The following is a 23,046-nucleotide window of genomic DNA, read 5'->3' on the forward strand; positions in this document are numbered from 1 at the left end:
TTCATATATAATATTTATTTAATGTATGTCGATATTGCAATGCATATAATCGCATCCTGATTTTAGTAGGCCAGGGGAATGTTATTTAAGGCAGCGACGATAAAACAAACTGAAAAGCGGGTAACCGTTCTTTCAATGAACGGTTATTTTTCATGCTTAAATTTAAATTTTTCCTTGAGAGAAAATAGCGTTGCTGTACTTAGTACTATATGAGATGAGGTGGCATTAGCCTAAACAATTCAGATGATTTTATTTGTCGCATAAGAAGGAGGAACTTTTATTGTTACCATTAATTAAGGAATTTCGTCTAAACCAAAAGCTTACTTCTTATTTAAAATTAATCCTAGTGGTCATTATTCTTGCCGCAGCTATTGTTCCCGTCGCCCCTTCACGGGCACATGCTTTTTACGGAACGGGAAACGGTACGGAACAGAACCCTTATATCATCACGACAGCGGCGATGCTGGATGGTATCAGGACTAATCCGAACGCTTATTACAAATTGGGTGCTAATATCCAATTAACGGATTGTACTTGGAACCCGATTGCCAATTTCTCGGGTGTGTTCGATGGGAACGGATACACGATTTCCGGCTTGACGATTAATCAGCCCTTGTCAATGAATGTCGGTTTTTTGGGCAATTTAATGGCTACAGGTATTGTTCGTAACGTTCGGTTAATGGATGTTAACATAATCGGAAATAGGAACGTAGGAAGTGTTACTGGTACAAGTTTCGGTCAAATCAGTAATGTATTTGCATCCGGCAGTGTAGAAGCGCTCGGAGAGGGCACCTATGATTATGCGAGTGGTCTGGTCGGGTGTTAACAACGCGTCGATTACTAAGTCTATATCGGCTGTCAACGTGAGGGGAGCCAAATCTACTGGATATGTTGGAGGAATTGCAGGCTATAATATTCAAGGCACCGTCAGCCAAAGTTATGCGACTGGCCAAGTGGATGGACTGTCCCGCGCTGGTGGTTTAGTCGGATACAATTCTAACGGAACCGTGAGCAATTCTTACTCAACGGGTTCAGTCACAACGACCTTCAACCGAGCTGGAGGACTTGCTGGACAAAATGCTGGCTAGGTAACAAACAGCTATTCCAAAACAACGGACACATCACTTTCACATCAGGCGAAGATTTCGTTATTTATGATTGACCTTTCGAATAGGCCAATAACAGCTGGAACTGGGATGAACTTCCTATAAGCAACCTTAGTTTGTTTATCGCTTATGTTGCTTAAGTTTTTATCGAAAAACGCTCATGGTACGGCTTCTTATAACAGAAAAGGTGGGGCTATATGCTGATAGTGGGTATGAGGATTTACAATATACATTTGATTGTTTTCCCCTGAATGATTAATATAATGGACAATGTCATAAACCTACCGTATTAAAAAAAGAGATGAGGATTACGATGAATAAAGCAAAGATTCTTATTATCGAAGATGATGCCCCGATTGCCGACTTGCTTTCGTACGGGCTTTCTATAGAGGGGTTCCAGACACGCACAGCGGCCAGTGGAGCAACGGGAATGCATGAGCTGCAGTCGTTTCAGCCCGATTTGCTGCTGTTAGATTGGATGCTACCTGACCAGAGCGGTCTAGACATTTGCAAAAAGGTGACAACGGACTATAACATACCGATCTGCATGATTACAGCCAAATCGGACATTACCGATAAAATTCTAGGCCTTGAATTCGGTGCCGATGATTATATTACCAAGCCTTTTGATCTGCGCGAAGTTGTTGCACGCATTCGAACCATTTTGCGCAGAGTGGAGCAGGCGAACAGCTCGGACAGGGAAGAAGCCACGAAAGCCGTCATTCGGTTTGACAATATTGAAGTGATCGAAGAAGAACGACTCGTCCAAATAGAAGGCCGTCCTGTTGAATTGACCCCCAAGGAATTTGATCTGCTTATGATGCTGGTTAAACATCAGGGCAAAACCTTTACACGTTCCGAACTGCTTGATCTGGTGTGGGGCTATCATTTTGTCGGAGATACCCGTACGGTTGATACGCATATCCAGAGACTCCGCAAAAAGCTAGACGCCACCGAATGCATTACTACCGTCTTCGGAATCGGGTACAAATTTAAAAAAATGGGTGGATAAGCATGATACGTAAAATCAGCATCAAATTCCTGATCGGTTTTTTTCTGATTTTTTCGCTTTCTTTTGTCGTGCTCAATCAGACAGTCAAGGAATTTATCCGGACAAGCAATCAGAATCTGGTTACCTCCGAACTGATCGGACTGAAAAATAACAGCAACGTGTATGTGCGTCAGGCTTTCCTGATTAACCATTTCAGTAGCAATGAGCTGTATTTTGGAGAAATTGCGAGGGAAATAGCAACTAATCTGAACCATACCACGGACAGCAGTATTGGCGTGTATACGGTGGAGGGCAAATTGCTTTATGCCCCGGACAGCTCCATTTTTCAGCAGCACATGCAAAGCGATCTGCAGCAGGCGATTGGTGGCAATACAGCGTACAGCATTACTTATGATCGTAATAAGACGACTGTCCTTTTCTCCTATCCGGTTGTTATAGACGGTTCAAAGGTGGGCATACTGCGTTTTTACAAAGATTTCAGCTCACTCTACGAACAAACCGGACAGATTCGGCAGATTACCCTCTATATTGCCCTGGCGATTTTTGCGGCAGCTTTTCTGTTTTCCTATATTCTTTCCAGGCATATTACCATCCCGCTGACCAGACTGACGCAAGCCTCCACTGAGGTGAAAAACGGGAATCTGGATATCCGCCTTCACTTTAAACGCAGGGATGAAATTGGCCGACTGGCTGAGAATTTTAACGATATGATTGATCAAATTAGTAGACAGATTCATATTATTGAGAAGGACCGGGACCATTTGAAAGAGCTTCACCAGCAGGAAAAGCGCTTTTTTGACAATATTACTCACGAACTGAAAACGCCATTAACCTCCATTCTGGGATATGCGGAGCTGATCAGAATGAACGGTGAGAAAGACCGTGCTTTTTTTGGCAAAGGGATGAATCATATTATCGAGGAGAGCAAGCGCCTGCATGCGATGGTGCTAAAACTACTGGAAGTTTCACGCAAAAATATCATGATCAATGAGCTTGATCGGGTAGATATCGGGCTAATTCTGCAGGATGTGTGTGAATCGATGATGATCCGGGCACAGCGCTATAAAAAGACCATTGAATATGAGATGAATGAGGAATTGATGATGTTGGCCGATAGGGACAGAATCAGACAGCTGTTCATCAACTTGATAGATAATGCGATAAAATATAGTTTGCCGTTTTCGGTAGTAACGGTAAAAGCAGTACGGGCAGAAGAAAAGATCCGCTTGATTTTCAGCAATCCAAGCGATCCGATTGAGGCAGAACATCTGTCACACCTGTTACAGCCATTTTATCCAGCTCATTCCGACAGTGCGGAGGAAGGCAGTGTAGGATTGGGGCTCAGCATTGTGAAATCCATCGTTGAAGAATTTGCGGGTTCCATCTCGATTGCAAACGAGCATAATGAAACCATCGTTACGGTAGAATTTAAAGCGCTGGAAACCGCGGGGAACGGAGAATGAATAATGGGCAATAAATATGTTGTAATGCTGCTGGTCCTATCTCTCGTGGTATTACTGCTGTCAGGATGCGGTTCAGAACCAAAAACAGAGACCGTCGTCATCGCCGACAGCAATGAAGTTTCCAGTACCGATCAAAGCTCTCGGCCGTTTCAGGTCCAAAAAATATATCGGCTTCCGGATCGTTTTGCAAATCGGGGGGAGCTACTGGGATGGTCGTCTGGAAATGCCGTTATCGCATCGTTCGGAGCCATGACCATACTGAAGCGAGGCACGGTGGAACGTTTAACTTATCCGTATGAGCAGAGCAAGGCCATACCCGGAATCGGTAAGGTAACTTCCAATACGACACTTTCTCCCGATGGGAAATATATTTGCGAATTTTCTCGTTCTTCCTCGGAGACAACCCTAAGGCTTATTTCCTTGCAGGATGGCAAGGAAAAGGAAATAGACAGGATCAGTACTAGAAACGAGTCTTATGTACAATATGTTTCCTGGTCGGCCAACAGTTCGTATATCGGCTACCTGGTAGAAAATCCGTTTGATAATGGAGCGGATAGCCTGTACATCTACGATATGGGGTCTCAAACTTCTGGCAAGTATCAGTTAAAAGGCATTATGAAGGAAGACACGCTTTTGAGTGTTAACATTGCAAATGATGGCCGCAGCATACTGGTGGAGTTGTTTGGTGCAAAAAAAGGTCAGAAAAAGATACTAACCATGGGGAAGGTTTCCGGGAAGAATATTGAATTTCAATACGAGCGTCAGATTGGTGGAGATTCAGTAGCCTGGATGAATAACGACCAGTTTGTGTTTCTCGGAACGGATAATTCACTGTATGAATATGATCGGCGAAACGGCGAACTCTCCGTCATTCTGGAAAAAGTGTTTGATTTTGAATTCTCGCCTGACAGGAAAAATATCGCATACACCGAGTATGATCAAAATGTTACTTACGTAGGCAAGGTGCAGGGAAGAAATATACTGTATAAGGAACCGGTGTATCGCGGAATTGTGCCGACGCATATATACTGGAATCCGAACAATAAAAGTGTACTGCTTCAAGGACAAAAACAATTGGATTCCTCGCAGACTGCGTCAACGGATTCTCCTAGCAAGGAGTCATTGATCATTGAATTGAAATAGCGGTGAGGATCGCCATGTTTGTAGACGTCAAAAACCTTATTTCGGTTGTTCAGCCGGAATAAGGTTTTTCTTTTTGCAACCGTTGTGACAATTTGTTTACATGTTGATCAAACTTTCGCGACATCTTTTTTTTATAGTAAATGAAGCAAGATCATTAGCCTATAAGGACAAGGAATGGACCATAGTGAATGGAAACCGGAATTTGCACCTGAATCAACCCATAAAACGTTATATGACCGGCCTGGATGGGCTAAGAGCCATCTCTGTGCTTGCTGTTATTGCTTATCATCTTCATTTCAGATGGGCAGAAGGTGGGCTGCTGGGGGTGGAGATTTTCTTCGTCCTATCAGGATATCTGATTACGGATCAGATTCTTTTCGAATGGAGGATGCGCAGTGGTTTCTCCATTATACAATTCTGGATCAGACGAATGCGCAGACTACTGCCGGCCATGATCTTTATGCTGACTGCAGTGGCACTGTGGCTTTTAATTACTGATTTCTCCAGACTGCAGGCGTTAAGAGGCCATTTTGTATCCTCGCTTTTTTACGTAAACAACTGGTATCTCATTTTTCATCATGTTTCATATTTCGAGAGCTTTGGCCCGCCTTCTCCAATCGGTCACCTCTGGTCGCTTTCCATTGAGGAACAGTTTTACCTCATCTGGCCGCTTGTTCTACTGATCGGTCTGTGCCTTGCGCCGCGACGAGGAAGACTGATGTTATACATTCTGGGTTGCGCCGCCGTATCCGCCATAGCCATGGCCGTGATATACGAACCCGGAACAGATCCGAGCAGGGTGTATTACGGGACGGACACGCGGGTGTTTGCCATTTTGATCGGAGCGGCTCTGGCGATAATCTGGCCCAGCTGGAGACTGAGCGAAAATGTATCCTCTTCGTCACGGACCATGCTGGATATGACTGGCGTGCTGGGCATTGTAATGCTGTTTATCATGATCGGTCAGACCAACCAGTTTGATGATTCGCTGTATCGCGGCGGTTTTCTTTATTTATCACTCATTACTGCAGTTATTATTGCTGTACTTGTTCATCCGGCCAATCGACTGGAACGATGGCTCGGCTGCCGGCCTCTGAGCTGGATCGGTAAGCGATCTTACAGTCTGTATATTTGGCATTATCCAATCATTATTTTGTCAAGTCCGGTGGTGAATACCGAAGATGCCAGCTATATACGTATTGCTCTGCAGGTAACGGCCAGTTTCATAATGGCAAGTCTTTCCTACAGATACATCGAAGAGCCCATTCGTCGCGGGACCCTAAAATCACTCCGCAGGTCAGGCGCTGGCAGCCAGTTAGGCCTTGTCGTCATTGTTATCGCCATTATTCTGGTCCTGACATCATGGAAGACGAATTCACCAGATCCTGTGCCTGATGCTCCAGCAACTGTAAGCCGGGAACCCGTCCAGACAGAAAAGGTGCAATCCGGATTTTCCGATGTAAATACAGGCCATTCCGCAGAAGGAGAGAAGGTCACGGCGATCGGAGATTCCGTCATTCTGGATGCCGCCCCGTTTCTGGAAAAGCAGCTCCCCGGTATGACCATTGATGGCAAGGTGGGACGGCAAATGTCACAGGCTGGGAATGTGCTTGATGACCTGCGGGCACAGGGCAAGCTTGGCAATAAAATTATTATTGAACTCGGCACCAACGGCGTGTTTAACCAGAGTCAACTGAAGTCCTTGCTGACTTCACTACAGGATTCTCGGCAAATTTATCTGATAACGACCAGAGTACCGAGAGGGTGGCAGAATACCGTAAATGACAATCTGCGTGAAATTGCTGGTGAATTTCAAAATGTACGACTTATCGACTGGTATTCGGCCAGCGAAAACCGCAACGATCTATTTTATGACGATGGTGTCCATCTGAAACCAGAAGGAGCTCAGTATTATGCCTCGGTTTTGATTGATGCTATCAAACAGGATAAAACCTACTAGCATGTTAAAGGAAAGGATGAACTAGGTATGAACAAAAAAAATGTCAGAAAAGTGAGGGCATTATGGGGTTTTATGATTCTTCTTATCGTCATAGGAGCCATAGGCCTCCATCTACATTCAAAGCAAAATTCGGATGATAACGAACCACGCGGCAAGGATTCTTCTCTATACAATCTTGATGCGATGCAGCCTGCTGCACAAAAGCCTGGGGCTTCCAGTACCAGCGGAGAACAAGCTCAACCATCCGCGTCCTTAAACGGCGAGGGCGTCACGATGATTGGAGATTCGGTTACGGTCGGAATTGAGCCTTATTTAAAAGAGCAGCTTCCGAATATGACGGTAGACGGCAAGATTGGCCGGCAGATGTCTCAAGCTGTAAAAGTCATTAATGAATTAGCCACCCAAGGCAAACTGGGAGACCAAGTCATTATCGAACTCGGCACCAATGGTCCGTTTAGCAGAGACCAACTGCACGACGTACTGCAATCCCTTTCTGGAGCCAGACAGGTAATCTTGCTCACCACCCGGGTTCCGAAAGGATGGCAAAACACGGTGAATGACACGATTGCACAGGTTGCCGATGAGTTTAGCAACGTCAGCGTGGTGGACTGGTATTCGGCCAGTGTAGGCAAAGATGAATACTTTTATAGAGATGGCGTCCATTTAAAACCAGGGGGTAGCCGATATTACACTTCACTCCTCGTAGCAGCCTTGCAAAAATCTTAAATACAGAAGGGACAGGCGCGTTCATAATTCGGAAAGGAAGAATGACATGACACAGAGGAAAAAGAGGATATTAATTGTAACATTGTTACTTGTGGTCGCTGCTGTAAGCTTTATTTTTTATTATTTCTTTTCGATTTACAAAGGGCTGGAAGGATTTAATAAGGCTCCGGCAAACTCCCCGTTCATTAATGTAAGCACCGATAATACCGAAGCTCTGGAAGCTCCAGCATGGGAGGGAACTGAGCCTGTCAATATTTTGCTGATGGGTGTGGATGCCCGTGGAAGCGACAAGGGCGAGGTACCCAGATCCGACAGCATGATGGTTGTTTCGTTGAATCCTACCGATAAGCATATCCATGTGTTTTCGATTTTGCGTGACACTTATACGGATATTCCCGGATACGGCAAAAACCGAATCAACACGGCTGTTACGCATGGGCCGGATACGGCGATGAAAGCAGTCAGTGAATTGCTGGGGGTGCCTGTTCATTTTTATGTATATACCGATTTCCAGGGGTTTATTAAACTCGTGGACTCTGTAGGCGGACTCGATTTTTATGTCGAAAAGGATATGTACTATGAAAGCAAGGCCGATCTGCATGAGTACGATATTAATTTAAAGCAGGGACAGCAGCATTTCAACGGCAAAACGGCGCTTCAATATGTTCGTTTTCGTCATGATGCCATGTCCGATTATTCCAGAACAGAAAGACAGCGCGAATTTATTACGGCATTAGCCGAGAAGGTCAAAACAACGACTTCCATTATGAAGCTTCCTTCCATTCTAGAGGAAATCAGTCCGTATATCGATACCAATTTGTCAGTCTCCGATATGTGGAATTTGGCTTCGGTAGGGTATCAAAGTACGTTAAAGGGAAATGAACAAATACCGCCAATGAAGCTATTAAAAGAAACTTATGTGGGCAAAGCAGCTGTTCTGGATGTAAAAAGTCGAACTGATTTGAAGCAATTTGTGCAAAGTACCATAAACTCCGACGCTTCTCATTCGATGACAGACAATCCTTCCGGGCAGAAAACAGATCTTGAATAGGATTGGACAATATATAAAATCGTAATTTGCCGGACAATAGTCTGTTAAATGCTCTTTATGAGCACAACATGGTCTTCCGGTTATCCATAGGGGGAAAAAGAATGGGTACAAAACCAATAGTAAGGTTCTGCTTGGCGTTAACCATATCCGCCGCCATGCTTCTGGAGATCACTGCTCCGCACATGGCTATGGCTGATGCTGCACAACGTACAGAAAGCACGTTGTTAAACGATAAACAGAGTCAATCAACAAAAACAATCTCAACGCAGGTTAAAAATATCCCGACACTGAAATTGGATAACAATCTGGCATCCATGACGAAGAAAAGAACCATTAAAGCTAGATTTAAGCTTCCGAAGGGTACCAATATAAAGAAAATAAGCTGGACTTATGGTGGCAAGCCATTATCGGAATGGAAATCGTACAAGGATCACGATTATAATGGCGCCCCCTTTATCACCGTTACTCAGGTCAAAGCAGAAAACGGAGAAGTCACTGCCAATATCAATTTTGGTCTTACTTACGGTACGGAAAATCTTGCCGAACCGAGTCTACAGCGTCCACTGTACGCCTCATTGATGGGAACCTATGAACTGGCTGCAGCAGTCAACGGCAAAACCGTTGCCCAGGCCCCCATTAAGTTGGTCCCATACGACAGCTTCCGTACGTATGATGAACTGAAGCCGGAGATTGATGCGATTACGGCACAAGCAGCTCAAAAAAACGACAGATACATTAAAACGATGTCGATCGGCAAATCCGTTGAAGGCCGCGATATGTATATGACTGTGGTTGCCAAAGATCAAGCAACGATTGACAAATATCAGAATGTAACTCATCCTGCCATGCTGAATGATCCTGCAAAGCTGGAGAACGATATTCAATCAGGTGCATTCGGAGATTATCAAGTGCCCATCTGGATCAACAATATTCATCCAAATGAAGCGCCGGGCTTTGATGCGATTATCAATTATTTTAAGACCATGGCTCTCGATAAAAATGTTACGTACAAGACCACCTCGTCCAATGGAAAATCGAGTACGGTCACTCTGAATATGGATGATGCGCTTGAACATGTGTTTTTCCTGTTCCTGTATACGGAAAATCCAGATGGAAGGGTGCATACCGAACGTTATAATGCTGAATACTTTGACTTGAATCGGGATAATTCTTATCAAACCCAGCCTGAAACACGCAGTGTTACAGAGCAAATTGCCAAGTGGTCGCCGATTTCTTTCCTAGATCTGCATGGCTTTGATAAGAATTTTCTGATTGAGCCTAGCACACCGCCTCACGATCCGAATATTGAATACGATCTGCTTATGGATAACATGGTAGAACAGGCAAAAGCGATGGGTGAAGCAGGTATAGCAAACACAAAGTATGATTACTACCATATTCCTTATGAAGAACATCGTAAAACAGTCGAAAATCCTAAATATGTTTCCAAGGGGACTTCTTCAGGATGGGACGATGCGTCTCCAGCCTATACAGCTGTCTTCGCCATGCACCATGGTGCAATGGGACATACGCTGGAAACACCTGAATCGAATGAAGAGTCGACCAAAGCATTGTATTATAGTGTCGCTGCAGCAACCGATTATGTTATGCAAAAGAAAGAAAATTTATTTTTGAACCAGCTAAAAGTATATGAACGTGGAATCAATAACATCGATGATTATGCCGTAGATCGGTATCTAGTCAATGTCAAAAATCAAGTTATTGGCCGCCCTCGTCACGGTAATGAGAATTTTTTTCCTGAGTATTACGTTTTGCCGATCGATAAGAGTCTTCAAAAAAATCCGCTGGAAGCTTATCGGATGATTGAATATCTTATCCGCAATGGAGTAACGGTTGAACGCTCGACAGAAGCTGTAAGTACTGCTGGCAAAACCTACCCTGCGGGTTCATTTATCATAAATATGCACCAGGCCAAACACGGCATTGCAAACATGGTTTTATATGATGGTATTAACGTCTCAGATTATGCTTCCGTAGCTGGCGAGATTGTGCAGGATTTTCCTGTCCTGCGAGGATTTGAACGTGATGTGGTTAGAGAAACCGGAGTGTTTGCGGGCAAAACTTCTCCGGTGACTTCCGTATCGATTCCGGCCACACCAATGCCGAATGATTCTGCCTATGTCTTAATCCTAAACACCAATAACGATGCCATCAAAACGGTTAATGAATTGCTTAAATCCGGCAAAGTGGTTACGATGCTATCCAAAAGCGGAACAGGATATGAAGCGGGTGACTTTGCAGTCGCCTATGATGATCTGAACCCGCTGGCCTCGAAATACTATCTTGATGTCACGGCATTCGGCAATAACAAACCCGTTGGTAAAGTTCTTAAACCTTCTACGGTAGCCGCTCTCGGCGAATCGGCTTATGTGCTCAAAAATCTCGGTTTTAAAGTGACCGATGATCAGCAGCATGCCGATGTGTTGGTGAATACATTCGATTCCGATAAACTTGTCGAGAAAGGGAAACCATACATTGCTTATGGAAATATGGGGATGGGTAACGTGAAAAACTGTATTCCTCAATTTGCGTTTGCTGGACCGACATGGGAAAGATACGAAGGGGTCTTCCTAGCGAATGTCAAACAGGATAATGTGATTACAGCCCCTTACGATAACGAAGAATACTTCTACACCGTTACAGGTTCTTACATTACGAAACTACCTAAAGCTGCAAAAATTCTTGCAACCATTAGTAATAAAGAAAACTTCTTCAAAGCGGGCTGGTGGCCAGGTCACGATGCTGCAAGAGGAAAGATTATGGCCTTCACCTATATAGAAAACAAAAAGAATATTACTGTGTTCTCTAATGATCTCACCAATGGTGCTCATTCGCAGCAACAATTCCGTTTGCTGGCCAATTCCATTTTTAATGCTGTTCCCAGCAAATCCTAAGTAATTTTGCAAACAGCATTATTCCAGTGATCAACTGTGAATAAGGCTGTTTTCGCGATAAAACGGTTTCGCCTACTGTGACATTTTGTTTACAACTTGATCAAACTTTAGCGACATCTGCAGGATATATTGGACTATAGCGTAACATCATCCTGTACATGCGGGTTGATGAAAAATACGAGTCCAGGATTTTCAAGGAGGAATGCAAGTTGCTAAGCAGTATCAAACTGATAAGCAGATCCGTCAGAGAGTATGAGGAAGAGGCCAATATCAAAATACGAGCCTTTTCCGTAAATAGCCAATTGAATGAAAATCAAGTAAATGAAAAGACGGTTGCTAATAAATTAGATGATAAAGAAGTAGATACAGCAGGTATATCCAATTCATCCTACGACGTTACACAAACCGATATTCCTTCTCGAAGCTCTGTAGAAGAGTCGAAAAGAAGGCGGGGCACCGGGCGTCTTGTAGCACTTGATGCAGTACGAGGAATGGCGGTGCTGGGAATGTATTTGCAGCACTTCGGATCGAACCCAAACGTTTCTGCGATTGTTTCCGGAAACACGACACTATTATTCGTATTGTGCGGGGGGATATCTTATTCCATTATGGCACAGCGCATGATGGAACGGGGAGCGGATACGGCCGCTTTCCGTGCGCGAATGCTAGCCCGTGCAGTATTTGTTGATATTATTGGTTATTTGCTTATTATGCTGAACACTCCATATGGCATCATTTTGCCTGCCTATTCAGCTATGTTTGTGCTGGCCCTTATGTTATTTCGCCGTTCGACCCGCACCATTGTTACAACAGCAGCAGTTTTGCTCGTGACAGCCCCGCCGCTAATGATTCTGGGATCAAGTATTTTCTCAAAAGCTTATCTTCTTGGTGATATTGCAGGAGGTCCAATGTCTGCTATCGCCTTGATCCCTGCATTTGTTACTGGTATGGCCATTGGCCGCTTTGACCTGACCAGATTACGCACAGCTCTCATACTCGCAGGCAGTGGTATCGTTATGCTTGTTATTGGCAAAGCACTGGCTGCTTTTGTACTTCCGAATTGGAGTCTCCACTTTGAACAATGGCTGGTAAGGATGCAAGGAGTTGCTCCTGTACAGCCACCGGATGAATACGCAATTTGGCCGCTTAATACGGAATCACCAATGTGGCATATGCTCTTGCAGTCGGCTCCGCACACCGCTTCGACCTTCCAAACGATGATAGGATTAGGAATTTCATTCTTGGTATTGGGCGTTGCATGTCTCATATCCAAAAAAGCCTCTACTGTATTATTGCCTTTTGCAGCAGTCGGACGTATGGCTCTGACCATGTATGCCATTCAATTTGTAATAGTTTGGTTTCTGTATCTGGCAAAGATTGGGCACAGTCTGGACGGAGTTCCGTTCGGCGACGTAATAGTTGCAGTTGTTACACTGTTGCTGGGATTGTTGTTTGCTAAGCTTTCTGTTGGTCCGCTTGAAGGATTGATGCGCCGTTTTGACCGATTGTTCTGCCCTACCCAACCAGTCTCACAAACAGTAAAGTAGATAGCCTTCTTGATACTCTATATTTATAGTCATAGAAAACATCGGATTTCAATTAAAACGGACTGATCAAAATCACAACAGATAAAAAAATAAAGGTTTTGTGAATTTAGTTATTTATTTCCAGGTTTTAAGTATTGCCTATGTTGTACAATGACAACAAGTTTACCCCAACTAAGTCCTGATAATATCAGGATTTTTTTATATTTAGGGGAGAATGACAACAAGTTTGCCTCTTTCGAAGAATTTGTAATATTTAAAGGGGCGGCTATAGTTAGAGTTACTTTGTGGAATGACATGATTATTTTTTGTTCCAATCTACAATACATATCGATGTTTTGTATCTGTTACATTTAATTTTTTTGTCCAATTAAAGTGTAGAAGATTCAGGTTTTATAATCCACTACTATGAAAGTTTAAAAAATTCGGTCTACCGTGACTTTTATGCTATTAGTTCTAAAATGAAGATTAAAGGCGTTCAAAATGACCGCATAAATGCCTGCTTTATTCGAATGAATCCATATCTTCAACCGTATGATTTTGCTCGTCGTTTTTAATATGGGTGTAAAGTGTGGTTGTTTTGGGATCAGAATGACCGAGCATTTAAGTCCACAGAAGTTTGGGCTTTTCTTTGATAATTAGAAATTCTTTTTTGTGGTATGAGAGCCCTAAAACCCCAGATGATATTTGTATCTTTATCCCACATCAAGCATCTCTTTATAAGACGAGTATTCTCTTTTTCATTAATACCCGCAGCTTTAAAAATTTCTTTGTTCGTTAGAGCATGATGCTAGTTGGCAAGATAGAGAAGTTGAACTTAGAGATTTTTAACTCAATACAAGACACAATGATTCAAATTCTAATATCACAGATTTTTTTGTATTAACCTCCATCATAGGTATTTTTTTGACAGTGCCGTACGAGCACTTAAGAAATAGCCCCATCTTTACCGTCGGGTCAAAAGAAGAAAAAACTTTATCGCTAACGCCTTCTTACAATTGGTGTTTAACAATCCTGTCTCCCTCAATAAAGCTATCGGAAACGTAACTTTTGCATCAGACGCCCGTAATAACTAGCACTCTCATTATGTTGGGCAAGTTTTATTAGTTACTGGAGTAGAGGGTTGGTATCAAGTAGACGGAAAACCAGTTCAATTCCTTAAAACAGGCGATGTGGTGAACATTCCACCGAACGTAAAATATTGGCATGGGTTACGAAGGATAGTTGGATTTGTATACTTAGTACTCACACTGGGGTGATACAGACCGGTTAGAAAACGTAACCGAGAAAGAATATGAAAACTCTAACAAAAAAAATGAAAAAACAAGCAGAAGCGGCAGCCAATCGGCTGCCGTTGTTTTAGTATTTCGTTGTATACTGTGACCTTTATTGAAAAGGGAAAAGGCCATTTTCTTTACAGAATATAATACCGATTAAAAACTTCTTTCTAACAAGGTGCCAACTTGCGTGGCCATGACTTGCGGTGAATAGGGCATTCCATTTCGAATCCACCATTCAATGACCCCTACATAAGCAGTCCTAGCATATTGCAACCTCACATCTTCGATTAATTCCGTATTTTTCCCGCTTTCTTTGTCAATCTCCCCTTTGAATCCTTCCATGAAATAAGCAAGTAGCCGCGTTCAAAAAGATGAAGGTGTACCTTTTGATGCAGCTAGCATGGTTGAAAAAAGCAAAAAATTTTTCTCAAAGTACTCGAAATATGGAACAAGAGCATCAGCCCACTCCATCTGACATGCCCACGTATCCACTTTTTTTAATTCATTAATGTGTGTTTCCATGATTTGATCTAATAAATCATATTTGTCCTGATAATGAAGATAAATTGTACCGCGGTTTACGTTTGCCTTGTTTGCAATGTCTTGAATGGTAATGTCATCGAAGTTTTTTACAGCCATCAGTTCAATAACGGCTTTTTTTAAGGATTCTTGCGTTTTTAGGATTCTCCGATCCACTTTAATCATCTTGTCTTTTCCCCCTGATCTACAAAATAATGAACACTTTTCGTGATGATGTTGCTATTTCAACAAATTGCGCTTTTTTATCCATTGAACTTAGGTTTCTTTTTTTATAATAATAGACATAAGTTGATAAAACAACCAGTATTGTTTATTCGCTCTCCGTGGCTTACTTACCTAAAAAAGGAGAACTTAAATTTAGAAAAGAGGGTGTTCACATAGTGTTTAATAAAGAAGTGTGGATAATCATTACTAATTTCTAAATAGCTAACTGATAAAAATTCTATTCATTGGAGGTTATATATGATTAATGCTAATGCGCGTGCTGTGTTCGGTCCAGAAGGTTCTACAGTTGAGCGCAGGGATCTTAAGCCGCATAATATTCTCATTGAGATCAAGTATGCGGGTATTTGCCACTCTGACATCCATACTGCCCGTGGGGATTGAGAGCCAGTCCAATATCCTCCCGTTCCAGGACACGCTGGAATTGTCGCCCAGATTGGTTTGGAAGTCACAAAGTATACTGTTGGTAACCGAGTAGGAGTTGGCTGTATGGTTGATTCCTGTGGAGAGTGGGAGAGTTGCCGTAGAGGAAAGGAGCAATATTGTCTTAATGGACTACGGAGTCATCAATAGATATGGACAATATACGCAGGGAGGTTATTCCACCCATATCGTTGTAATAACGGAGGATTTCGTGGTTCGAATTCTAGACGGCATTAATCTTGATGTCGCCGCTCCACTTTTATGTACTGGGATCACAACGTATCCGCCGCTGCGCCATTGGGGTGTTGATTCCGGCAAAAATATAGCGGTCGTTGGATTTGGTGGACTCGGACACATGGTGTGAGATCGCTCATTCTATGGGGGCAGAAGTAACAAACCCATAACATCTAAAGCAAATGCGTTAGTTTAAAGAAAGCATTAAAACAATCATAGGAGTAAAAGGAATGAAATATAAGACCCAAAAAAATTCTCTCGGTTTTGCTCTAATATTGGCCATATTTTCGGCGTTGGGGCCGTTTACCGTCGATATGTATCTTGCATCACTTCCGCAAATCGCTGTTTTTTTTGGAACAAGCGCAACTGCGGTTCAAGCGAGTTTAACCACTAGTCTGTTAGGATTAGGGCTAGGACAGTTGATAATGGGACCTTTAAGCGACATTTATGGAAGACGCCAGCCTTTGTTGATTTCCATGATACTATATATCCTTTCCTCTATTGGATGCGCTTTTGCACCAAGCATAGGATGGTTTATATCTTTAAGATTTATACAAGGGGTTGCTGCGTCCGCTGGACTCGTTATTTCGCGCGCTATTGTTCGAGATCGGTTTAGTGGGATTGAAATGACTAAGTTTATATCGTTGCTGACAATGATAAGCAATGTGGCACCGTTAATTTCCCCTACGGCTGGAAGTACGGTTATGTCATACAGCTCTTGGTTAGGTGTATTTATATTTTTAGGGGTGCTAGGCATAGGGTTAACTGGGATAACCATATGGGGGTTAAAGGAAAGCTTACCTGTACAACAACGTATTTCAGGCAGTCCCCGTGCGTTGATGAAAAATTATAATAGCTTATTCCGAAAGCGGTCTTTTATAGGGTATGCTCTAGTCAATGGCATATTGTTCGCAGGTGTTTTTGCCTATGTTGCAGGTACCCCATTTATTTATCAAAACATATACGGCGTGTCGCCGCAACTGTTTTCAATCCTCTTTGCGTTGAATGGCCTTGCTATTATCTTGGGATCTCAATTCGTCAAACTGCTTGCAGACCGGGTAACGGAAAGTCGATTGTTTTTGATCGGAATAATACTAGCGTTTATATCTTCTGCTGCAGTCTTATTTATAGTACTAGTACATGGAGTATTATCAGCTATGTTTATTTCGATCTTCTTATTCGCTTTATCCATTGGGATCATTGGCCCCATCTCTTTTACATTAGCAATGGAATCGCAGGGGCATATTGCAGGGGGCGCGTCCGCCGTGCTCGGCACTTTACAATTCGCATTAGGTGCCGTTACGTCTCCACTTGTGGGAATTGCAGGCGAAAATTCTGCTATACCTTTTGGAATTATTATTTTTTCTACAAGTTTATTATCTATAATTACCTATCTCATTCTGGTTAAAGGGATAAAAAAATTATCCGGTACCAAAAATAGCCTTGAATCCAATACTTAACCAATCGCTTGCGAACATTAAGATCTATGCGAGGCCCCAGCATTCTAAGACTTGAGTATAAAAAACAGGAGGATCTAAAATGCAAAGTGTTACACTAAACAATGGTGTCGAGATGCCGATACTCGGATTTGGGGTTTATCAAATTGATGATGAAAATGTATGCGAAGAATCGGTTTGTAATGCCCTAATGGAAGGTTACCGCTTGATTGATACCGCTGCTGTTTATAGCAATGAAAAAGCAGTCGGTCGTGCCATCAAGCAGAGTGGCGTGCCCAGAGAGGAAATATTCGTTACAACAAAGCTTTGGATTCAGGATGCAGGTTACAAGAGTGCTAGGAAAGCATTCGAAACATCACTGAAAAAACTGCAACTGGATTATTTGGATATGTATCTCATTCATATGCCCTTTGGCGATATCCATGGTTCATGGCGTGCGATGGAGGAATTATATCATGAGGGGAAGATCAGGGCAATCGGCGTAAGTAACTTCCTAAATGATCGCCTGATGGATTTAATCGTTCATCATGAAATCGTTCCTACTGTAAACCAAGTTGAAACGCATGTATTTACACAACAAGTAGAAAATGCTCAATTTATGAAGGATCACCATGTTCAGATTGAGTCCTGGGGACCATTTGCTGAAGGGAAAAATGACATTTTCAAAAATGAAGTATTGGCATCAATAGCTGAGAAACATCATAAATCCGTGGCTCAAGTTGCTTTACGTTGGTTGATACAAAGAGGAATTGTTGCGATTCCAAAGTCCGTTCATAAGGAAAGAATTATCGAAAACTTTAATATCTTTAACTTTGAAATGAGTAGGGAAGATATGGAAAGGATTGCTACGTTGGATTCCAAAGAGAGTTTAATCTTATCCCTTCACGATCCTGAAAACGTGGAACGGCTCAGCAACATGAAAATTCGCAACTAATTTTGGGGAGGCCTTATCACAAAATGCTCAAACCCAACAACACTATGTTCACGTAACAGTACCCAAGTCCTTCCCATATATCGATTCAATTCCACATATAAACATATGCATATAGAACTGATTAATGGTTATAATGGCAGAGAAGTGTGTGAAAAAGTAAACTGAAAGAACGGTATTTAAGATGGTAAGTTAATTACTAGGACATATTGAATCTTTTCTTAAGCACATATTGTCAACAGGGGGAAACATGGAGTTAAGAGTGCTTCGTTATTTTCTTACAGTCGCTCGTTTGGAAAGTATTACGCATGCAGCAAATGTACTACATGTAACACAGCCGACATTAAGCAGACAATTAGCTGACTTAGAAAAAAATTTAGGAACTCAATTGCTTATTCGCGGTAAAAAAAAGGTGTCATTAACGGATGCTGGCATGCTTTTACGTCAGAGGGCAGAAGAAATCCTAACGATTGCGGATAAAACAGAGAGAGAATTCAAAGATCAAAATAATCTGGTTGGAGGGACTATCTCTATAGGAAGCGTCGAATCACTAACATCGCATTATTTATTTCAAACATTAAAAGCTTTTCATGAAGAGTATCCACAGGTTAATTATTATATTTATAGCGGAACAGGGGATGATATAAAGGAAAAAATAGACAAAGGATTACTTGAAATTGGGATTTTATTAGAGCCCATAAATATTGAAAAATACGATTTCATCAGATTGCCTCAAAAGGAACGATGGGGAATTCTAACACAGGCTTCATCCCCTCTTGCACAAAAAGAATATGTTACTCCCAATGATCTTGTTGGAGTTCCTTTACTTCTTTCTAGTCGTCCAACAGTACAAAATGAAATTGCTAATTGGTTTGCTGATGAATATGAAAATATACATGTTCTAGCCACATACAACTTAATTTCTAACATAGTTAATTTTGTAGATAATGGTATGGGAACTGCTATTTGTATTGAAGGTGCTCTTGCGATGACAGGTTCAAAACATCTTTGCTTCAGACCATTTTTTCCAGAACTCAAATTTAGTTGTGTTATTGTTTGGAAGAAACACAAGATTTTTAACCAGGCTACTTCTCACTTAATTCAATTAATCAAGTATGCCTCACAAGCATAATAAAACATAGATTATAGGTATTGGATAAGGTTATTTATCTAGTGATATCTTAAAGGTGCAGCTTGAATGAAGCCTTTAAATATTACTGATAAATAACTTTTTTTATTTAGCAGGTAAAGTTGTTTATGTTTAATAAATAAAAGGCGTAATTCATTGTTCAACAACAAGAAGAGGGGGCATTTTCTAATGAGCAAAAAATATGAAAAATTAGCTCAGGATATTGTAGAGAAGATTGGTGGTAGTGAAAATGTATCAACACTAACTCATTGTATGACAAGGCTTAGATTCGCACTAAACCAAAATAAAAAAGCCGATCAAGACGCTATTAAAGCTTTAGATGGCGTGATTGATGCGATTGAAAGCGGCGGACAATTTCAGGTGGTTATTGGCACCCATGTTGAAGAAGTATATGAGGAAGTGATCAAATATATAAAACATGCAGAAAATATAAATGATACATTATCTAACGAAAAAAATGTAAGCGTTTTTGGCAAATTAATCGATTTTATTTCAGGTACATTCAGTCCAATCGTTCCGGCTATTGCAGGCGCGGGAATGATAAAAGCGCTATTGGCTTTGCTGATCTTATTTAATGTAGTTTCAAAAGCGTCACAAACTTACTATGTAATCAATTTCATGTCGGATGCCATTTTTTATTTCTTACCCTTCTTATTAGCATATTCGGCTGCAAACAAATTAAAATGCAGCCCTGTACTGGCACTTGTGTTGGCTGGGATATTGCTTCATCCGAATCTGGATCTATTGAGAACTGCGGGTAATAATGTTAGCGTTTTTAATATTCCATTGACACTTGTTGCTTACAGTTCATCGGTTGTTCCGATTCTATTAACCGTGTGGGCGCAATCCTACATTGAACCATTCTTTAAAAGAGTCATTCCTAACGCTGTAAAAATTATTTTTGTTCCGATGTTTACCATTCTGGTTGTTGGATTTATTTCCTTAACTGCACTAGGACCGCTAGGTTCTTTCTTCGGAACATATTTGGCAATGGGGTTTGATTTTTTGGGATCGCACGGAGCATGGGTGGTCATTTTCATAATTGCAACCTTCTGGCCACTCCTTGTTATGTTTGGACTTCATCACAGTATCGTTCCGTTATCATTGGCTCAAATCACGACATTGGGATATGAAAATATCATTGGACCTGGAGCCATGATATCCAATATTTCGCAAGGTGTAGCCGCGTTGATTGTCAGTTGGAGAACAAAGGATACAGTATCCAAGCAAATCTCCACTACAAGTGGAATTACAGGCTTAATGGGAATTACAGAAGCAGCACTTTACGGTGTTAATTTACCTAAAAAATATCCTCTTGTTGCGGCTATGATTGGATCCGCTGCTGGAGGGCTTTACGCAGGGGTTATGAAAGTTTCACGTTATGCAACAGGTTCATCAGGGCTTCCAGCTATTCCGCTTTATATTGGAGAAAACATTTGGAATTTCTATAATATACTCATCGCATTATTAATTACAACGGTTATAACTGCAGTGCTTACCTATTTATTAACCTTAAAATATGAGAAAGAAACGTCTGAGCAGAATAAAGTCACCACAAACGATAAAATCATCACACTTAAAAATACGGTTATTACAAGTCCTATCAAAGGTGAAATGATTCCATTGAAGGATGTTCAAGATGCGGCCTTCTCCACAGAAGCAATGGGAAAAGGAGTTGCCATTGAGCCAAGCGAAGGAAAAGTGGTCGCTCCTTTTGATGGGAAAATTGTTTCGCTGTTTCCCAAGAAACACGCAATCGGTTTACTCTCCGATGATGGGGTTGAAATACTCATCCATATAGGATTGAACACCGTTAAACTGAATGGGAAGTACTTTGAAGCTCATGTTGAAGAGGGTCAGAGAATTACCAAGGGACAGACACTAATCACGTTTGATTTGGAGAAAATCAGAGAGGAAGGATATGTTACCCAGACCCCGGTGATCGTTACGAATACTTACAGTTATGCTGATGTGCTAACTAATAACAGTAGTGCAGTCACTGATTTTAACAATGAGTTGTTAGTCCTAATAGTGTAACCATATCAAATTCAAGGAGTGGATTATAAATGACTTTAGTCAAAGACTTTTTATGGGGAGGAGCAACTGCTGCAAACCAATGTGAAGGTGGATATTTGGAAGGGAATAAGGGATTGTCAACCGTCGATGTTATACCCGCAGGACAGGATCGCGTTTCTGTAATGAAAGGTAAGATGAAAATGATGGAATGTGATGATGAACATTTCTATCCAAGCCATGAAGCCATCGACTTTTATCATAATTATAAGGAAGACATTGCTTTATTTGCAGAAATGGGCTTCAAATGCTTCCGCTTATCTATTGCATGGACACGAATCTATCCAAATGGGGATGATCCATTACCCAACGAAGAAGGTTTGAAGTTCTACGATGATGTTTTTGATGAGTGTTTAAAATATAATATAGAGCCTTTAGTAACGATCACTCATTTTGATGTGCCGATGCATTTGGTAAAAACCATCGGTTCTTGGAGAAGCCGTAAAATGGTTGATTATTATGAAAGACTATGCGAAACACTATTCACTTGCTACAAAGATAAAGTGAAGTATTGGCTAACTTTTAATGAAATCAATATGTTATTACACCTACCATTCGGGAGCTCAGGATTGGTGTTTGATGAAGATGAAGATGAAGAAGCTGTGAAGTATCAGGCAGCTCATCACCAATTGGTCGCGAGTGCTAAAGCTACTGAAATTGCACGCAAAATAAATTCCGAATTCAAGATAGGATGTATGTTGGCGGGTGCCAGCACTTATCCCTATACTTGCGCTCCTGAAGACGTATGGAAAGCCATAACAAGGGATCGAGAGCATTACTTCTTTGTGGATGTACAATCTCGTGGTGAATACCCGAATTATGCCAAAAAAATGTTCGAAAGAATGAATATACATCTGAAAATGGAAGATGATGATGAGGAGCTTCTGAAAAATAATACAGTTGACTTCGTTTCATTTAGTTACTATGGTTCGCGATTAACAAGTGCCGACCCAGCAGTTAATACTCAAACCGCTGCCAATCTCTTTCCGACATTACGAAATCCCCATTTAAAAAGAAGTGAATGGGGCTGGCAAATTGACCCACTCGGGCTGAGAATTACATTAAATGCATTGTATGATCGCTATCAAAAACCATTATTTATTGTCGAGAATGGGTTGGGAGCTGCGGACAAGCCTGATGAAAATGGATGTATCTCGGATGATTACAGAATCGATTATATTCGTGAACATATCCGAGCATTTAAAGCTGCTGTAAAAGAAGATGGCGTAGAGTTGCTAGGATATACAACCTGGGGGTGCATTGATTTAGTAAGCTCAAGCTCTGGAGAAATGAACAAAAGATACGGTTTCATCTACGTGGATAAAGATGACCAGGGAAATGGTACGTTAAGTCGTAGTAGGAAAAAGTCCTTTAATTGGTATAAGAAAGTAATTAGTAGCAATGGAGAAGATTTAGATTAAGTTTATACAGCCATAGCTAGTTGATGGTGGAATCACAGTCGACCAGATGTGACGCTTACAAACTTTTTCTAAACAAGACCCTTAATTTAAAATGCGATATATTCTCTTGTTCTCACTAACATGAGGCAAGTTCTTCTTGTGGTAAGCATTTTCTTGTTATTCGGGATCGTGCTCTCAATAGGAAATAAAGTTATGGATTTAAGTACAAAACATGGAGCGGGTGCCGCTTCATGTTTTGTACTGTGCTGGGTATGGGCCTTATCTCTAGTGTTCAAGTCCCGAATGCGAGAACAGTATTCAAAACCCTACCCTCATCACGAAATTAGGATGAGAATTTTGTTTAAATAACCTCAGTACAAGAAATTACTCGATTTACTAGATTTGTTGGGAATGCA

15 protein-coding genes and 2 pseudogenes are annotated in these 23,046 nt (G+C 41.6%); 16 read left to right on the forward strand and 1 reads right to left on the reverse strand.

Translation table 11 applies throughout. The features are described from left to right. The first annotated feature begins 280 nt into the window (after positions 1–280). From MLD56_RS12690 to MLD56_RS12735, 10 genes are all read left to right on the forward strand, one after another. Positions 281–826, forward strand: a complete 546-nt coding sequence (locus MLD56_RS12690; RefSeq protein WP_238437865.1) for a M26 family metallopeptidase — start codon at positions 281–283, stop codon at positions 824–826. After that, entirely contained in the window at positions 795–1,088 is a 294-nt protein-coding gene (locus tag MLD56_RS12695) for a GLUG motif-containing protein (RefSeq protein ID WP_238437866.1), read from the forward strand. Before MLD56_RS12690 ends, MLD56_RS12695 begins: the two co-directional genes overlap by 32 nt. A gap of 331 nt (positions 1,089–1,419) precedes the next feature. Beyond that, complete coding sequence (locus tag MLD56_RS12700; RefSeq protein ID WP_029515229.1) at positions 1,420–2,118, forward strand: response regulator transcription factor; 699 nt, start codon at positions 1,420–1,422, stop codon at positions 2,116–2,118. A 2-nt stretch (positions 2,119–2,120) separates the two neighbouring features. Further along, a complete protein-coding gene (locus MLD56_RS12705; protein WP_029515228.1) occupies positions 2,121–3,581 on the forward strand; it encodes a sensor histidine kinase in 1,461 nt (486 codons plus the stop codon). A gap of 3 nt (positions 3,582–3,584) precedes the next feature. Beyond that, the gene (locus MLD56_RS12710; RefSeq protein WP_029515227.1) at positions 3,585–4,724 is read left to right on the forward strand and encodes a hypothetical protein; all 1,140 of its coding nucleotides are present in this window, start codon (positions 3,585–3,587) and stop codon (positions 4,722–4,724) included. A gap of 184 nt (positions 4,725–4,908) precedes the next feature. After that, the gene (locus MLD56_RS12715) at positions 4,909–6,684 is read left to right on the forward strand and encodes an acyltransferase family protein (RefSeq protein ID WP_029515225.1); all 1,776 of its coding nucleotides are present in this window, start codon (positions 4,909–4,911) and stop codon (positions 6,682–6,684) included. A gap of 27 nt (positions 6,685–6,711) precedes the next feature. Further along, on the forward strand, positions 6,712–7,410 hold the full coding sequence (locus MLD56_RS12720; protein WP_241113293.1) for an SGNH/GDSL hydrolase family protein: 699 nt from the start codon (positions 6,712–6,714) through the stop codon (positions 7,408–7,410). Between the two features lie 46 nt (positions 7,411–7,456). Beyond that, the gene (locus MLD56_RS12725; RefSeq protein WP_029515222.1) at positions 7,457–8,461 is read left to right on the forward strand and encodes an LCP family protein; all 1,005 of its coding nucleotides are present in this window, start codon (positions 7,457–7,459) and stop codon (positions 8,459–8,461) included. Between the two features lie 101 nt (positions 8,462–8,562). After that, positions 8,563–11,376 (forward strand): M14 family metallopeptidase, encoded by a 2,814-nt coding sequence (locus MLD56_RS12730; protein WP_029515221.1) that lies wholly within the window; start codon positions 8,563–8,565, stop codon positions 11,374–11,376. Between the two features lie 209 nt (positions 11,377–11,585). Next, entirely contained in the window at positions 11,586–12,923 is a 1,338-nt protein-coding gene (locus MLD56_RS12735; protein WP_029515219.1) for a DUF418 domain-containing protein, read from the forward strand. A 1,430-nt stretch (positions 12,924–14,353) separates the two neighbouring features. Here MLD56_RS12735 and MLD56_RS12740 read toward each other — a convergent pair. Beyond that, positions 14,354–14,905 (reverse strand): annotated as a pseudogene (locus MLD56_RS12740) (TetR/AcrR family transcriptional regulator). 297 nt (positions 14,906–15,202) lie between these two features. Here MLD56_RS12740 and MLD56_RS12745 point away from each other — a divergent pair. The 6 genes and pseudogenes from MLD56_RS12745 to MLD56_RS12770 all read left to right on the forward strand — a co-directional run. Next, a pseudogene (locus tag MLD56_RS12745) lies at positions 15,203–15,780 on the forward strand (alcohol dehydrogenase catalytic domain-containing protein); the annotation flags it as partial. A 69-nt stretch (positions 15,781–15,849) separates the two neighbouring features. Then, positions 15,850–17,079 carry a multidrug effflux MFS transporter gene (locus MLD56_RS12750; protein ID WP_029515215.1) on the forward strand — a complete coding sequence of 410 codons (1,230 nt, stop codon included), beginning with the start codon at positions 15,850–15,852 and terminating at the stop codon, positions 17,077–17,079. A gap of 79 nt (positions 17,080–17,158) precedes the next feature. Continuing rightward, the gene (locus tag MLD56_RS12755; protein ID WP_029515214.1) at positions 17,159–18,010 is read left to right on the forward strand and encodes an aldo/keto reductase; all 852 of its coding nucleotides are present in this window, start codon (positions 17,159–17,161) and stop codon (positions 18,008–18,010) included. Between the two features lie 247 nt (positions 18,011–18,257). Then, positions 18,258–19,139, forward strand: coding sequence for a LysR family transcriptional regulator (locus MLD56_RS12760; protein WP_029515212.1), 882 nt, complete (start codon positions 18,258–18,260; stop codon positions 19,137–19,139). A 186-nt stretch (positions 19,140–19,325) separates the two neighbouring features. Further along, positions 19,326–21,194 carry a beta-glucoside-specific PTS transporter subunit IIABC gene (locus MLD56_RS12765; RefSeq protein WP_029515211.1) on the forward strand — a complete coding sequence of 623 codons (1,869 nt, stop codon included), beginning with the start codon at positions 19,326–19,328 and terminating at the stop codon, positions 21,192–21,194. 29 nt (positions 21,195–21,223) lie between these two features. Then, entirely contained in the window at positions 21,224–22,651 is a 1,428-nt protein-coding gene (locus tag MLD56_RS12770) for a 6-phospho-beta-glucosidase (RefSeq protein ID WP_029515210.1), read from the forward strand. Positions 22,652–23,046: the final 395 nt, after the last annotated feature.

The sequence above is a fragment of the Paenibacillus peoriae genome (genome assembly GCF_022531965.1).
GTDB lineage: Bacteria > Bacillota > Bacilli > Paenibacillales > Paenibacillaceae > Paenibacillus > Paenibacillus polymyxa_D.

Bases quoted from the DNA above. Each gene is read 5' to 3' on its own strand.
- MLD56_RS12695 (WP_238437866.1), top strand. From the start codon at position 795: ATGATTATGCGAGTGGTCTGGTCGGGTGTTAACAACGCGTCGATTACT.
- MLD56_RS12700 (WP_029515229.1), top strand. From the start codon at position 1,420: ATGAATAAAGCAAAGATTCTTATTATCGAAGATGATGCCCCGATTGCC.
- MLD56_RS12705 (WP_029515228.1), top strand. From the start codon at position 2,121: ATGATACGTAAAATCAGCATCAAATTCCTGATCGGTTTTTTTCTGATT.
- MLD56_RS12710 (WP_029515227.1), top strand. From the start codon at position 3,585: ATGGGCAATAAATATGTTGTAATGCTGCTGGTCCTATCTCTCGTGGTA.
- MLD56_RS12720 (WP_241113293.1), top strand. From the start codon at position 6,712: ATGAACAAAAAAAATGTCAGAAAAGTGAGGGCATTATGGGGTTTTATG.
- MLD56_RS12725 (WP_029515222.1), top strand. From the start codon at position 7,457: ATGACACAGAGGAAAAAGAGGATATTAATTGTAACATTGTTACTTGTG.
- MLD56_RS12730 (WP_029515221.1), top strand. From the start codon at position 8,563: ATGGGTACAAAACCAATAGTAAGGTTCTGCTTGGCGTTAACCATATCC.
- MLD56_RS12750 (WP_029515215.1), top strand. From the start codon at position 15,850: ATGAAATATAAGACCCAAAAAAATTCTCTCGGTTTTGCTCTAATATTG.
- MLD56_RS12755 (WP_029515214.1), top strand. From the start codon at position 17,159: ATGCAAAGTGTTACACTAAACAATGGTGTCGAGATGCCGATACTCGGA.
- MLD56_RS12760 (WP_029515212.1), top strand. From the start codon at position 18,258: ATGGAGTTAAGAGTGCTTCGTTATTTTCTTACAGTCGCTCGTTTGGAA.
- MLD56_RS12765 (WP_029515211.1), top strand. From the start codon at position 19,326: ATGAGCAAAAAATATGAAAAATTAGCTCAGGATATTGTAGAGAAGATT.
- MLD56_RS12770 (WP_029515210.1), top strand. From the start codon at position 21,224: ATGACTTTAGTCAAAGACTTTTTATGGGGAGGAGCAACTGCTGCAAAC.